The organism is Streptomyces sp. SPB074 (assembly GCF_000154905.1).
GTDB lineage: Bacteria > Actinomycetota > Actinomycetes > Streptomycetales > Streptomycetaceae > Streptomyces.
The window spans coordinates 5990611-6003189 of record NZ_GG770539.1 but is presented as its reverse complement, the minus strand read 5'-3'; the positions used below and the strand labels follow the sequence as shown (position 1 = coordinate 6003189).

The following is a 12579-nucleotide window of genomic DNA, read 5'->3' as shown; positions in this document are numbered from 1 at the left end:
GACCCCGCGCGAGGAACCGCGGGCCGGGAGGGGCAAGGCGAGGACGGGCGAGGGCCCGCGCGGGAGTGAGATCCCGCGCGGGCCCTCGCCCGGTGCGCGCGTCCGCTCAGACCTGGACGCGGCGCTCGACCACGTCGCGGAGCTTGGCGAGCGCCTCGCCCTTCGGGATGCCGTTCTCCTGCGAGCCGTCGCGGTGGCGGAAGGAGACGGTGCCCGCGTTCATGTCGTCGTCACCGACGATGATCATGAACGGCGTCTTCTGCTTCTGGTGGTTGCGGATCTTCTTCTGCATCCGGTCCGAGGAGGCGTCCACGTCCACGCGCAGGCCCTGCTTGCGCGCCTCGGCGGCGAACTCCTTGAGGTAGGGGACGTGCGCGTCGCCGACCGGGATGCCGACCGCCTGCACGGGGGCCAGCCACGGCGGCATGGCGCCCGCGTAGTGCTCCAGGAGCACGGCGAAGAAGCGCTCGATGGAGCCGAAGAGCGCGCGGTGGATCATGACGGGCCGCTGCCGCGAGCCGTCGGCGGCGGTGTAGGAGAGGTCGAAGCGCTCGGGCAGGTTGAAGTCCAGCTGGATCGTGGACATCTGCCAGGTACGGCCGATGGCGTCGCGCGCCTGCACGGAGATCTTCGGGCCGTAGAAGGCGGCCCCGCCCGGGTCGGGCACGAGCGGCAGGCCCTGCTTCTCCGCGACCTCGGCGAGCGTGGAGGTGGCCTCCTCCCACACCTCGTCGGAGCCGACGAACTTCTTCTCGTCCTTGGTGGACAGCTCCAGGTAGAAGTCGTCCAGGCCGTAGTCGCGGAGCAGGTTGAGGACGAAGGTGAGCGTCTTGTCGAGCTCCTCCGCCATCTGCTCCTTGGTGCAGTAGATGTGCGCGTCGTCCTGCGTGAAGCCGCGCGAGCGGGTCAGCCCGTGCACGACGCCGGACTTCTCGTACCGGTACACGGTCCCGAACTCGAAGAGGCGCAGCGGCAGCTCGCGGTAGGAGCGTCCTCGCGCGTCGAAGATCAGGTTGTGCATCGGGCAGTTCATCGGCTTGAGGTAGTAGTCCACGCCCTCGTCGAGCTGCATGGGCGGGTACATGCCGTCCGCGTACCAGTCGAGGTGGCCGCTCTTCTGGAAGAGGGCGCCCTTGGTGGTGTGCGGGCTGTAGACGAACTCGTAGCCCTCCTCCTCGTGCCGGCGGCGCGAGTAGTCCTCCATCGCCCGGCGGATGATGCCGCCCTTGGGGTGGAAGACGGCGAGACCGGGGCCGACCTCCTCGGGGAAGGAGAAGAGGTCCAGCTCGTTGCCGAGCTTGCGGTGGTCGCGCTTCTCGGCCTCGGCGAGGAAGTCGAGGTGCGCCTTGAGCTCGTCCTTGGAGGGCCAGGCGGTCCCGTAGATGCGCTGGAGCATCGGGTTCTTCTCGCTGCCGCGCCAGTAGGCGGCGGCGTTGCGCATGAGCTTGAACGCGGGGATGAGACGCGTCGTGGGCAGGTGCGGGCCCCGGCAGAGGTCCTTCCAGCACAGCTCGCCGGTCTTCGCGTCGAGGTTGTCGTAGATCGTCAGCTCGTTGCCGCCGACCTCGACGTCGGAGCCGTCGTCGCTCGCCGAGCCGCCCTTGAGGCCGATCAGCTCCAGCTTGTACGGCTCGGCCGCCAGTTCCTCGCGGGCCTCGTCCTCGCTCACCACCCGGCGCGCGAAGCGCTGGCCGCGCTTCTGGATCTCCTGCATCTTCTTCTCGACGGCCTTGAGGTCCTCCGGGGTGAAGGGCTTCTCGACGTCGAAGTCGTAGTAGAAACCGTCCTTGACCGGCGGGCCGATGCCGAGCTTGGCCTCGGGGAAGATCTCCTGCACGGCCTGCGCCATGACGTGCGCGGTGGAGTGCCGCAGGATGTTGAGGCCGTCCTCGGAGGAGATCTGGACGGGCTCGACGCGCTCGCCGTCACCCAGGACGTACGCGAGGTCGCGCAGCTCACCGTCCACGCGGGCGGCGACGACGGTGCGCTCACCGGGGAAGAGGTCGGCGGCCGTCGTCCCCGTCGTCACCACACGCTCGTCCCGCTCGGAATCGCGCTGGATGATCACACGGACGTCTGACACCGGTCTCTCCTGACTGGAAATGGACACGCGCCGCGGCACGCGGCACGCGTGGCCCTCATGCTACCGGGTCCCCTGTTCCAGCCACTCCGGCGCTTTCCCTCGCCCAGCCTCCCGGCGCTCCCTCGCGCGGCCTCCCCGGCGAGCGGGGAGCGGGGCGCGGGACGGGGCGCGGGACGGGGCTCCGCGAGGGGGGCGCACACGCCGGGGGGCCGCCACTCCCGCGCATCGGTCCGCCCCCGACTGACCTCCCGGGGGAAAGGGTATTCATCCGTCGGCGACAGGGGCGCCAATCACCCATCCGCCAGGAGAGGTTGACAAGAATGAGCTGGTACGAGGAACCACTCGCCGCCTACACCGCGACCGCCACCGGCCCCCGCACCGAGAAGGACCGCGTCCTCTCGGCGGCGGTCGTGGTGCAGGACCACGCGGACGCCCCGCCGCGCTTCGAGCGCTGGCTCGTCTGCCCCGGCGTCCCGGTGCCGCGCCCCGCCCGGACGGCGCTCGGGCTGAGCGAGGACCACATCCGCCGCAACGGCCGCTGGCCGGCCCCCGTGATGGAGGAGGTGGCGGGGGCTCTGCACGAGCACGCGGTCACAGGCCGGCCCCTCGTCGTCCTCGACGCCCCCGCGACGCTCGCGCTGCTCGACCGCGAGCTGCGCCGTCACCGGGCCACCTCGCTCACGGACCGGCTCGGCCCGAAGCCGCTGCGGGTCGTGGACCCGGGGCTGCTCGACGCGCGGCTGGACCGCTTCCGCAAGGGGGAGCGCGCGCTGGAGAACCTGTGCTCGGTCTACCGGGTGCCGGGCGGCGATCCGCGTGACCCGGCGGCGCGGGCGCTGGCCGCGCTGCGGGTCGTGCGGGCGCTGGGCCGTCGCTTCGCGGCCCGTCTCGGGCGCCTCAACGCGGCCGAACTCCACGCGCTCCAGGCCACCTGGAGCACCCGCGGCCCGGCCGCGCCGTGGTTCGGGCTCCCGGCCGCGCGGACGACGGCCGCGGAGGGGGCCTGGCCGCTGGGCCCCGCGCTGACGGGCGCCGCGTAGGCCGGGGCGGGCGGCGCGGGGCCGGGAGCGGGAGGCGCCCGGCCGGGAGGCGCGCCGGTTCCGGGCTCGTGGGCCCCGGGGCAAAAAAACGGCCGGTCCGTCAACTCGACGGACCGACCTACCCGGTGGGCAATACTGGGTTCGAACCAGTGACCTCTTCGGTGTGAACGAAGCGCTCTTCCACTGAGCTAATCGCCCGGGACGCAACGAACCATACCGTGCCCGGCGCCCTTCGTTCAAACCGTTTCGCGATGTTCGCGCGGGCCGTCGTCCGCTTCGCCGAGCAGGTTCCGCAGCGCGCGTTCCCCGGCGCGCATCATGAGCCAGTGGTTGAGCCGCAGCACGGGCCGGGCGGGCAGCGACAGGAGCCGCAGCAGGGGGTGTCACGACCTCGACCCGCTGCTCGAACTCCGCGAGCGTCCCGGCACCCCACGGCCTCAGCCGCCACCCCAGCTCGCCGCGGATGTCCCCGTCGACGGCCACCCACAGCACCCCCACGCCGCCGGGGCTCGGTTCCCGCGAGGGGCCGGGCAGCTCGCGGATGGAGACGCGCAGGTCGTACGGGAGCACGGAGCGCACGCGCGCCGAGCCGCTGCGGCCGTCCGGGGCGGCGCGCGCGGCGCGGACCTGCGGCCACCAGCGCGGGTACTCCTGCGGCCGCGCGAGGACCGCGTAGACGCGGCGCGGCTCGGCGGGGAGCAGCCAGCGGCTGTGGAAGCGGTAGCGGTACGGGCGCATGGCACCAGTCTGCCCCGCGCGAGCGGCGCGGGCGGAGCGGCGGTGGTTGCGGAATCGCGGACACGACAGCGGCCCGGAGGCTCTGGAGCCTCCGGGCCGGTCCCGGGGTGGGCGATACTGGGTTCGAACCAGTGACCTCTTCGGTGTGAACGAAGCGCTCTTCCACTGAGCTAATCGCCCGGGCGCAGAGAGAACATTACCCCATGTCAGGGGGTGCCCGGGGCCGGGTCCGTCACCCGGGGGCGCGGGGTGCTCACTCCTCGATGTTCCAGGGCAGTTCCAGGCCGAAGCGGATCACGTACACGAGCACGAGTGCCGCGACGACCAGCAGGCCGACGCTGGTGAGGATGATGTTGCGGCGGCGGACCTCGGGGTCGAGGGCCTTGTGCGCGGCCTCGGCGACCTTCCGCTTCGTCCAGCGCAGCACGAGCTGGGCCCAGACGAACTCGGTGGCCCAGATCGCCATGCCGCCGAAGATCACCACCCAGCCGGGCCCCGGCAGGACGAGCATCAGGACACCGGCGGCGACGACCGCGAGCCCGACGACGAAGACGCCGACCTGCCAGCTCAAGTGCAGCGTGCGCCGCTCGCGGACGAAGCGCGGAGCCCGGGAGCCGAGGCCCTTCGCGGGTTCCCCGGCGCCCTCGCCGCGCGACTGTCCCGGCTCCGGGCCGCCGGAGGTCCCCGCCGCCGGGTCCTCCGGTCCGGGCGTCTGATCCCGCACGTCAGGCACGTTCCTCGTCTCGCTCATGAACCCGTCTCCCCCACCGCCGGGCCGCCCCCGCGGTGGGTCCGGACTCTACCCGAGTGGCGCGACCACCGGAACGGAGGTAACGCGACAAAAAGTACTCACCCGTACGAGTGACGCAAAGCACAAGAAACCGCCCAGAGGGGTTTACAACGGCACCGTAGGAGGCAAGTCGATTTCGCCGACGTGCGAATCCCCGAGCGCACACTGAGCGAAAGGCCCTGGCGCTTATGAACACCACGGTGAGCTGCGAGCTGCACCTGCGCCTCGTTGTGTCGAGCGAGTCGTCCCTGCCGGTCCCGGCAGGGCTGCGGTATGACACGGCCGATCCCTACGCCGTGCACGCCACCTTCCACACCGGAGCGGAGGAGACCGTCGAGTGGGTCTTCGCCCGCGATCTCCTCGCCGAGGGCCTGCACCGGCCCACGGGTACCGGCGATGTCCGCGTCTGGCCCTCCCGCAGCCACGGCCAGGGCGTCGTCTGCATCGCGCTCAGCTCGCCGGAGGGCGAGGCGCTGCTGGAGGCCCCCGCGCGGGCCCTGGAATCCTTCCTCAAGCGGACCGACGCCGCCGTGCCGCCCGGCACGGAGCACCGCCACTTCGACCTGGACACGGAGCTCTCGCACATCCTGGCCGAGAGCTGAACCCACCGGGAGCGGCTGCCGCCGGAAGCCGAACGTCAGGAGCACCCCCGACGACCCGCACCGCCCGACTCGGGGCGGCGGTACGGGTCCCGCCCCGCCCACGGCCCACCGTGGGAGGAGTACGGCACGGCCGCCGTTCCGGTACGACCGGGACGGCGGCCCTGTCGTGTCCGGGCCGCCCCCGGGCTAGCATCGGCCGTCACCGGCGGGCAGGGGGCCCGCCCCGGGGCAGGGGGCCCACCGTGCAGATCACCCACGACACGCGGTGCGCGCTGGAGGCGGTGGTCGACCTGGTCAACAGCGCCCCGGCCGAGGGACGGGCGGAGACCCTCGCCTCGGTGGCCGAGCTGGAGGAGTTCGTCCGCGCCCACCGCCTCAGCGACACCGGGGTGCTCGACACCTCGGACCTCCAGGCGCTCCACCACGTACGGGCCCGCTTCGCGGAGGTCTTCGCCGCGCCGGACGGCGCCACGGCGGTGCGCATCATCAACGACCTGGTGGCGACGGCGGGGACCACGCCCCGGCTCACCGACCACGACGGCTACGACTGGCACGTGCACTACTTCGCGCCCGGTGCCTCGCTCGCCGACCACCTCGCCGCCGACTGCGGCATGGCCCTCGCCTTCTTCGTCGTCGCGGACGAGCGCGAGCGCCTGCGCCGCTGCGGGGCCCCGGACTGCGGCCGCGCCTTCGTGGACCTCTCCCGCAACCGCTCCCGCCGCTACTGCGACAGCCGCACCTGCGGAAACCGCCTCCACGTCGCCGCCTACCGCGCCCGCCGCAAGGAAGCGACCACGGGCTGAACGCGGGCCCCGAAGCCTCACGGAGCCGCGCGGCGGCCGTTCCCGCCGGGCGCCCTCTCAGCCCAGGTAGAGGTCGTGGACCGCGCCCATGAGGAGAAGCAGGCCCACCACCGTCAGGAAGATCATCAAAGGGGGCTGGGAGAGGGCGAAGAGACAGCCGGTCTCTTTGCCGGTGAGGGTGTGCGGCGGCTCCGGCGCGGCGGTCTCGGGGCCCCTGTCCGGGGCCGGCGGGGGCGGCGCGCTCGCCGGCCCGGCGGGGGCGGGCGTCTCGGTCATGGAGCGGGGAAGGGGGACGGCGAGGCCGGGGCACTCTGCGCGGTGCGACGGGACGGGCAGGGGCGGAACGGGGACCGCTGCCGCCTGCCCCTCGTCCAGGGAGGTCTCGGGCATGACGCTGCGATCATGGCCCATCCGCGTTCGCCCCGGGCCCGAAATACCCCTTCACGCGAGGGAATTCACCGTTTCACGCGTACGAGTTCTATTGACGCAGCGTGACGGGATGCTCCGAGCTGGCGCGTTCCCCGAACGATTCGAACGGGCGCTTCCGGGTCCTGGAGCGCGCCGGAGGGGGCGAACGCGAGCGCGTCCGCTCAGATGCCGTGCTTCTTGAGGATCGCCTCGATGTCGCTGAAATCTTCGTCGGGCTTGGCACCGCGCGAGGAGCCCGTGTTCCGGCCCGCACCGTCCGGGGCCGGGCGGGCGGGGGCGCCGGGAAGGGCGGGCCCCGAGGCCGCCGGGGCGGTCGCCTCGTTCTCGCGGGCGGCGCGGGCGGCGGCGCGGCGCTCCTTGCGGCTGCCGTACTTGCGCCGCTCGACCGAGCGCGTCGCGAGGAAGAGCAGCCACGCCGCGCCGAGCACGACGAAACCGGCCCAGGCGGTGGGGCTGAACGCGGTGTGCGCGAGCCACTTCACGATGCCGGTCATGACCAGCCCGATGGGCACGAGCGCGTACGCGGCGACGCGCGCCGCGCTCAGGAAGCGTTTGCGGTAGGCGGTGACGGCGGCGATCCCCAGGCCGGCCACCGATACGGCGGAACAGATCGTCTCGGCGAGCATCCGGGCCCCTCCAGGCATCTCCGTACGGCATTGCCCGGCGCCGCGCCCGCGCGCCCGCCGGTTCCCTCTCCCCTCCATCGTGCACCGTCGCGGCGGCCGACGACATGGGGACAGCCCCCCTCCGGGCCGGAATGGGGGACTTCTCGGGGTTCTCCGCCGGAAAGGATCAGGGTTTCCTCAGGGTCGCGCCCGGGAACCCCGCCCGGAGCGGGGCGGCAGCCGCCAATGGGAAACTGGCCGGATGAACGAACCCACGCCGCCCCCGCCCGTCCCCTCCCCCGTCCTTCTCGACGTCTGGTGCGAGCTCCAGTGCCCCGACTGCCGCTCCGCCCTGGACGACCTGGACGCCCTGCGCGCGCGGTACGGCGACCGCCTGGAGATCCGGCTCCGCCACTTCCCGCTGGAGAAGCACCGGCACGCCTTCGCGGCGGCCCAGGCCGCCGAGGAGGCGTTCGCCCAGGGCCAGGGGTGGCCCTTCGTCGCCGCCGTGCTGCGCCGGGTCGAGGACCTCGCCGCTTCGGGCGAACCGTTGCTCGTCCGGACCGCCGCTGAACTCGGTCTGGACTCCGAGGAGTTCGACACGGCACTGATCGACGGGCGGCACATCCTCACCGTGGACGCCGATCAGGCCGAGGGCAAGGCCCTCGGTGTCAAGGGCACGCCCACGTACGAGATCGGCGGGACGCTCCTCGACGGCAGCACGTCGCAGGAGGGGCTGCGGGCGCGGATCGAGGAGATCGCGGACGGCCTGCTCGCGCGCTGACCGCCTCCGCCCGGACCCTGCGCCCCCTCAGGTGAGCGTCTTGACGAAGTGGTGCTGGAACGGCCGGTAGCCGAGCGACTCGTAGAGCCGCAGCGCCGGGGTGTTCCGCGTGTGGACGTTGAGTTCGGCCGCGCGGTGGCCCTCCGCGAGCCCGTCGGACTCGGTCCAGAGCAGCAGGGAGCGTCCGTGGCCCCGCCCGCGGTGCTCCTCGGAGACCTCGACGTTCATGACGTAGACGTCCGTCTCGCGGTCGGTGACCCACAGGGTGCCGACCGCGACGCCCTCGTGCTCCAGGACCCACAACCGCTGGCCGCGGCCGGGCGAGCCCTCGGGGAAGCAGGTGGCGAGGTCCCGGGCCGCCAGGTCCCCGGCCTGCTCCGCGCTCAGGCCCCGGTACTCGCGCAGCACCCCGGCGTACGAGAGGTGTTCGCGCTCCCGCCAGGCGGCGAACTCCGTCCCGGTCATCGGCCGCGCGCGGGAGCCGGCGGGCAGGCCCGGCGCCCGCCCCCGGAGCGCCTTGCGCAGCAGCCGGGCGTCCTCCGTGTACCCGAGTGAGGCGGCGAGCCGCAGTCCGGCCTCGGAACCGGAGGGCACGACGCCCTCGGAACGGCGGCAGCCCCAGCCGCGCAGGACCTCCTCGGCGGCCAGGACCGCGACGGCCGCGCGTCCCCTGCCCCGGTCGGGTTCGGCGACGCGCAGGCCGACTATGGAGCCCAGCCCGTACTCGGTGTGCGCGCTGAGGACGAGCCCGCCCACGGGACGGCTGTTGACACGGATCTCGTACGCGCGGTGACAGGCCCCGTCGGGATCGTGCTGAAGCGGCTCGGTCGGCCGCAGGGTCGTGGTCATCACGGCCTTTGTACCCCGGGGCCCCGCCGCCCGGCCAGGGTGCTCAGGCGGGGTCGGTGTCACCGGCCGCGCGCTCGGCGAAGACGCGCATCGCCTTGGCCGTGACGGGCCCGGGGGCCTGTCCGAGGACGCGGTCGTCCACGCGGCCCACGGCCTGGACGTCACGCGTCGTGGAGGTCAGGAAGATCTCGTCGGCCCGCTCCAGAACGTCGAGGGGCAGGTCCCGCTCCTCCGCCCCCGTCCACTCGGCGACGAGGGCTCGGGTGATGCCCGCGAGGCAGCCGGAGGCGAGCGGCGGGGTGCACAGCGTCCCGTCGAGCACGACGAAGACGTTGGAGCCCGTGCCCTCGCAGAGCTGTCCGAGGGTGTTGGCGAACAGTGCCTCGGACGCGTCGCTCGCGTGCGCGCGGGCGAGGGCGAGGACGTTCTCGCCGTACGAGGTGGTCTTGAGACCGCTCAGCGCGCCGCGCTCGTTGCGCACCCACGGCACCGTGACGGCGGCGGTGACGTCGGGCCTGGGCGCGATGGCGCCGACGGCGACGATGAGGGTCGGCGGCTCGGTGCCGCGGTCCGAGCCGAGCGGCGAGACACCGCCGGTGTACGTGATGCGCAGCCGCCCGAGCGCGACGGGCTCGGCGGCGAGCACGGCGGCGCACGCGCGCCGCACCTCGTCCAGGTCGGGCGCGGGAAGACCGAGCCCGGCGGCGGAACGGGCGAGCCGGTCGAGGTGACGCCCGAGCGCGAAGGGGGCTCCGTCGACGGCCTTGACGGTCTCGAACACGCCGTCCCCCACGGTGATCCCGTGGTCGAAGGCGGAGACCCGCGCGTCCTCGGGGTTCCGCAGTCCGCCGTTGATCCAGACGGTGCGCACTGTCATCGGGGGCTTCCTTCGCTCTCGGCGGGTTCCGCGGGGCCCGCTCTGCCGGGTACGGAGCGTGCCGCGCCCGCCGCGGGCGCGTCGTCCGGGGCCGACGCTATCGCGAGCAGGCGGCCCGCCTTGAGCTCGGTCTCGCGCCACTCGCGCTCCGGATCGGAGCCCCAGGTGATCCCGGCCCCGGTGCCGAAGCGCACGGCGGGCCCCGCGGGCTCCGCGCGGTCGATCCAGAAGGTGCGGATACCCACGGCGAGCCGCCCCGTGCCGCGATCGGCGTCGACCCAGCCGATGCCGCCGCAGTACGGGCCGCGCGGCGCCGTCTCCAGCGCGGCGATCAGGCGCAGGGCGCTCGCCTTGGGCGCCCCGGTGACCGAGCCGGGCGGGAAGCTCGCCGCGAGCAGCCCGGGCCAGCCCGTGCCGGGCGCGAGCTCGCCCCGTACGGTCGAGACGAGGTGGACGAGCCCCGGGTGCCGCTCCACGGCGCACAGTCGGGGGACGGTGACGGTCCCCGTCGCGCAGGCGCGGCCGAGGTCGTTGCGGACGAGGTCCACGATCATGACGTTCTCGGGTGGGGTCCTTCTTCCAGAAGGTCGTCCGGGGTGCGCCCGGTGCCCTTGATGGGGCCGGACTCGACGGTGCGGCCCGTGCGGCGCAGGAAGAGCTCCGGTGACGCGCTCGCGACCTCGACGCCGTGCCCGGGCAGCCGGATCACGGCGGCGTACGGGGCGGGGTTGCCGCGGGCGAGGAGCACGCCGAGCGCGTCGGGGTCGGCGGCCTCCGGATCGGGCAGCGGGGCGCTCAGGACGCGGCAGAGGTTGGCCTGGTAGACCTCGCCGCGCGCGATGCGGGCGCGTATCTCCCGTACGCCCGCGGTGTAGGCGGCGTGGTCGAGCGAGGAGGTCCAGGCGCCGGGGCGCGGGCCGCGCCAGGCGCCCGGGCGGACGGCGGGGGCGGGGGCGCGGCGTACGTGGTCGAAGCGGGCGCAGACGAGGGAGCCCTCGAAACCGGCGGTGACGGCCCAGAAACCCGAGCTGTCGAGCGCGGCCGGGTCGCTCGTCACGTCCCGCAGACCGGTGGCGAGGAGGTCACCGAAGCGGGCGAGAGGAGGCGGGGGATGCACGCGGGGAGTGTAGGCGGGCGGCGGGGAGCGGGCTCCGCGCGGGGCGTGCGCCGTGGCCGTCCGCTCGCTCCGCGTGGCCGCGCACGTGCACGCTGCGCAAACGCGTTTTTGTGCTGGCCCGGGAATCCGCTAGAGTTCCACTCGTCGCCGGGACGCGCCAAACGTCCCGGACACCGACAAGCGGACGTAGCTCAGTTGGTAGAGCGCAACCTTGCCAAGGTTGAGGTCGCCAGTTCGAACCTGGTCGTCCGCTCGATGATGGAGGACTTCCCGAGTCCTTCATTACGGGGTGGAGTGGCCGAGAGGCGAGGCAACGGCCTGCAAAGCCGTCTACACGGGTTCAAATCCCGTCTCCACCTCCAAGGACGATTAGCTCAGCGGGAGAGCGCTTCCCTGACACGGAAGAGGTCACTGGTTCAATCCCAGTATCGTCCACCGAGACAGGACCCCCGGGTCCTGGTTCTCATCCCGCGCGATTAGCTCAGCGGGAGAGCGCTTCCCTGACACGGAAGAGGTCACTGGTTCAATCCCAGTATCGCGCACGTGAGTTCACCTCTCGCGGCCTCCGGGTCGCGCGGTGGTCCCGAGGACGATTAGCTCAGCGGGAGAGCGCTTCCCTGACACGGAAGAGGTCACTGGTTCAATCCCAGTATCGTCCACACCCTCGAAGCCCCCGGCCCTTGCGGCCGGGGGCTTCTTCGTGCCCGGGGCTCTGAGCCCAGAACTCGGGGCCCAGAGCTCAGGGCTCGGGGCTCAGGGCTCAGGGCTCAGGACGAGAAGAGCATCCGTCCGAAGCCACGGCGGCCGCCGTGATGACCGTGGTGGCCGCCGTGCTGCGGGGCGCCCCAGGGCGCGGCGGGGGCCTGGGGGTACGGCTGGGGCGGCAGGGCCGGCTGCGACCACTGCGACTCCATGCGGGTCAGCGACTCCAGCTCGCCGTAGTCCAGGAATATCCCGCGGCAGCCGCTGCACTGCTCGATCTGGACTCCGCTGCGGTTGTACGTGTGCATGGGGGCACCGCACTTGGGACAATGCATCCTGGCTCCAACTCCTCGCCCGGGGCGACGGCTTCCGGGGACCGGGCCGTCCTCGTTCCTCCTGTCAGGACGCGCGGGCGGGGTCAGGAGTTCCCCGCGCCCCCGGCGGGCGGCAGCGTGGCGATCCGGGCGCAGGCGTCGAGGACCGCGCCCTCCGCCTCGTCCAGCGCACGTCCCGCCTCGGCCGCCTTGGCGAGCGCGAGCGCGGCGGTCTGCACGGTGAGCGCGCGGGCCGGGACGTCGAGCCGGGTCCACGGGTCGCCCCCGGCGGGCACGGCGGTGCCGCCGGCCGCCCGGTAGGCGCCGAGGAAGGTGGACCAGTCGGCGGCCGAGAGCAGCCCGCAGCCGTGCCAGGCGGCGGGCCGCGCGAGGTCCCAGGCGGGGTCGCCGAGTCCGAGGTCGTCGATGTCGATGAGCCGCCAGGGGCCGTGCGGGGCGGGATGGCGTACGAGCTGGCCGAGGTGAAGGTCGCCGTGGCACAGGGCGCGGGCCGGGCCCGGCTCCTCGCCCCGGGCCCAGGCGGGCAGCGTCGCCCAGGCGCGCAGCACGAGGTCGCCGCCCCGCGCGGGTGCCGCCCGGCGCATCCGCGCGACGGCACGGGCCGCCTTCACCGGGCCGCGCATCGGGGGCAGCGGGCCGGGCAGCGCGCCCGGGTCGACGGTGTGCAGACGGGCCAGGAGGACGGCCGCCTCCTCCCAGGGGGCCAGTTGGGGGGCGTGCGGGTCCACGGGCACGCCGTGCGGCCAGCAGCTGACCAGGCGCGTGCCGTCGGCGAGGGGGCCGAGCGGGGGCAGCAGGGTTCCGGCGAGCGCCGGGTGCGCGGCG

At 73.6% G+C, this 12579-nt stretch carries 12 protein-coding genes, 7 tRNA genes and 2 pseudogenes; 9 read left to right on the top strand and 12 right to left on the bottom strand.

Annotated elements, in window-relative coordinates; all coding sequences use genetic code 11:
- Window positions 1–106: 106 nt before the first annotated feature.
- Window positions 107–2083, bottom strand: a complete 1977-nt coding sequence (gene thrS, locus SSBG_RS25450) for a threonine--tRNA ligase (RefSeq protein ID WP_008748927.1) — start codon at window positions 2081–2083, stop codon at window positions 107–109.
- Between the two features lie 320 nt (window positions 2084–2403).
- Between thrS and SSBG_RS25445 the strand changes: the two genes are divergently transcribed.
- A complete protein-coding gene (locus tag SSBG_RS25445; protein ID WP_037870615.1) occupies window positions 2404–3123 on the top strand; it encodes a DNA polymerase III subunit epsilon in 720 nt (239 codons plus the stop codon).
- 126 nt (window positions 3124–3249) lie between these two features.
- Here the strand turns inward: SSBG_RS25445 and SSBG_RS25440 are convergent.
- The 4 genes and pseudogenes from SSBG_RS25440 to SSBG_RS25425 form a co-directional block, all read right to left on the bottom strand.
- Window positions 3250–3321 (bottom strand) — tRNA-Val (locus tag SSBG_RS25440).
- A gap of 38 nt (window positions 3322–3359) precedes the next feature.
- Window positions 3360–3861: pseudogene (locus SSBG_RS25435) on the bottom strand (SRPBCC family protein).
- 108 nt (window positions 3862–3969) lie between these two features.
- A tRNA-Val gene (locus SSBG_RS25430) sits at window positions 3970–4041 on the bottom strand.
- A gap of 73 nt (window positions 4042–4114) precedes the next feature.
- Entirely contained in the window at window positions 4115–4612 is a 498-nt protein-coding gene (locus SSBG_RS25425; RefSeq protein WP_008748924.1) for a TIGR02611 family protein, read from the bottom strand.
- 227 nt (window positions 4613–4839) lie between these two features.
- Between SSBG_RS25425 and SSBG_RS25420 the strand changes: the two genes are divergently transcribed.
- Complete coding sequence (locus SSBG_RS25420; protein WP_003959770.1) at window positions 4840–5253, top strand: SsgA family sporulation/cell division regulator; 414 nt, start codon at window positions 4840–4842, stop codon at window positions 5251–5253.
- A 242-nt stretch (window positions 5254–5495) separates the two neighbouring features.
- The gene (locus tag SSBG_RS25415; protein WP_008748923.1) at window positions 5496–6056 is read left to right on the top strand and encodes a CGNR zinc finger domain-containing protein; all 561 of its coding nucleotides are present in this window, start codon (window positions 5496–5498) and stop codon (window positions 6054–6056) included.
- Between the two features lie 57 nt (window positions 6057–6113).
- Here SSBG_RS25415 and SSBG_RS25410 read toward each other — a convergent pair whose 3' ends face one another.
- Both SSBG_RS25410 and SSBG_RS25405 read right to left on the bottom strand, forming a co-directional pair.
- Complete coding sequence (locus SSBG_RS25410) at window positions 6114–6332, bottom strand: hypothetical protein (protein WP_420790344.1); 219 nt, start codon at window positions 6330–6332, stop codon at window positions 6114–6116.
- A gap of 314 nt (window positions 6333–6646) precedes the next feature.
- A complete protein-coding gene (locus tag SSBG_RS25405) occupies window positions 6647–7111 on the bottom strand; it encodes a hypothetical protein (protein ID WP_008748921.1) in 465 nt (154 codons plus the stop codon).
- A 241-nt stretch (window positions 7112–7352) separates the two neighbouring features.
- On the opposite strand from SSBG_RS25405, the gene SSBG_RS25400 reads away from it, so the two are divergent.
- Entirely contained in the window at window positions 7353–7874 is a 522-nt protein-coding gene (locus SSBG_RS25400; RefSeq protein WP_037870610.1) for a DsbA family protein, read from the top strand.
- A 27-nt stretch (window positions 7875–7901) separates the two neighbouring features.
- On the opposite strand, the gene SSBG_RS25395 is transcribed toward SSBG_RS25400, so the two are convergent.
- The 3 genes and pseudogenes from SSBG_RS25395 to SSBG_RS25385 all read right to left on the bottom strand — a co-directional run bounded on the left by SSBG_RS25395 (window position 7902) and on the right by SSBG_RS25385 (window position 10717).
- Window positions 7902–8723, bottom strand: coding sequence for a GNAT family N-acetyltransferase (locus SSBG_RS25395; protein ID WP_037870609.1), 822 nt, complete (start codon window positions 8721–8723; stop codon window positions 7902–7904).
- A gap of 43 nt (window positions 8724–8766) precedes the next feature.
- On the bottom strand, window positions 8767–9600 hold the full coding sequence (locus SSBG_RS25390; RefSeq protein WP_008748918.1) for an aminotransferase class IV: 834 nt from the start codon (window positions 9598–9600) through the stop codon (window positions 8767–8769).
- Window positions 9597–10717 (bottom strand): annotated as a pseudogene (locus tag SSBG_RS25385) (chorismate-binding protein). Before SSBG_RS25385 ends, SSBG_RS25390 begins: the two are co-directional and overlap by 4 nt.
- Before the next feature lie 180 nt (window positions 10718–10897).
- Between SSBG_RS25385 and SSBG_RS25380 the strand changes: the two are divergent.
- The 5 genes from SSBG_RS25380 (at window position 10898) to SSBG_RS25360 (ending at window position 11376) form a co-directional block, all read left to right on the top strand.
- Window positions 10898–10970, top strand: a tRNA-Gly gene (locus tag SSBG_RS25380).
- Between the two features lie 35 nt (window positions 10971–11005).
- Window positions 11006–11079, top strand: a tRNA-Cys gene (locus tag SSBG_RS25375).
- Between the two features lies 1 nt (window position 11080).
- Window positions 11081–11152: transfer RNA gene (locus SSBG_RS25370), tRNA-Val, on the top strand.
- Window positions 11153–11187: 35 nt separating this feature from the next.
- Window positions 11188–11259 (top strand) — tRNA-Val (locus SSBG_RS25365).
- Between the two features lie 45 nt (window positions 11260–11304).
- Window positions 11305–11376 (top strand) — tRNA-Val (locus tag SSBG_RS25360).
- Window positions 11377–11484: 108 nt separating this feature from the next.
- Here the strand turns inward: SSBG_RS25360 and SSBG_RS25355 are convergent.
- Window positions 11485–11754 carry a zf-TFIIB domain-containing protein gene (locus SSBG_RS25355; protein WP_078491412.1) on the bottom strand — a complete coding sequence of 90 codons (270 nt, stop codon included), beginning with the start codon at window positions 11752–11754 and terminating at the stop codon, window positions 11485–11487.
- Between the two features lie 83 nt (window positions 11755–11837).
- On the bottom strand, window positions 11838–12579 hold a 742-nt coding region (locus tag SSBG_RS25350; RefSeq protein ID WP_234010643.1), incomplete at its 5' end, for a phosphotransferase family protein.

What these genes read in the sequence shown, in the direction of transcription:
- SSBG_RS25445 (WP_037870615.1), top strand. Translation starts at nt 2,404, where the DNA reads ATGAGCTGGTACGAGGAACCACTCGCCGCCTACACCGCGACCGCCACC.
- SSBG_RS25425 (WP_008748924.1), bottom strand. Translation starts at nt 4,612, where the DNA reads ATGAGCGAGACGAGGAACGTGCCTGACGTGCGGGATCAGACGCCCGGA.
- SSBG_RS25420 (WP_003959770.1), top strand. Translation starts at nt 4,840, where the DNA reads ATGAACACCACGGTGAGCTGCGAGCTGCACCTGCGCCTCGTTGTGTCG.
- SSBG_RS25410 (WP_420790344.1), bottom strand. Translation starts at nt 6,332, where the DNA reads ATGACCGAGACGCCCGCCCCCGCCGGGCCGGCGAGCGCGCCGCCCCCG.
- SSBG_RS25405 (WP_008748921.1), bottom strand. Translation starts at nt 7,111, where the DNA reads ATGCTCGCCGAGACGATCTGTTCCGCCGTATCGGTGGCCGGCCTGGGG.
- SSBG_RS25400 (WP_037870610.1), top strand. Translation starts at nt 7,353, where the DNA reads ATGAACGAACCCACGCCGCCCCCGCCCGTCCCCTCCCCCGTCCTTCTC.
- SSBG_RS25395 (WP_037870609.1), bottom strand. Translation starts at nt 8,723, where the DNA reads ATGACCACGACCCTGCGGCCGACCGAGCCGCTTCAGCACGATCCCGAC.
- SSBG_RS25390 (WP_008748918.1), bottom strand. Translation starts at nt 9,600, where the DNA reads ATGACAGTGCGCACCGTCTGGATCAACGGCGGACTGCGGAACCCCGAG.
- SSBG_RS25355 (WP_078491412.1), bottom strand. Translation starts at nt 11,754, where the DNA reads ATGCATTGTCCCAAGTGCGGTGCCCCCATGCACACGTACAACCGCAGC.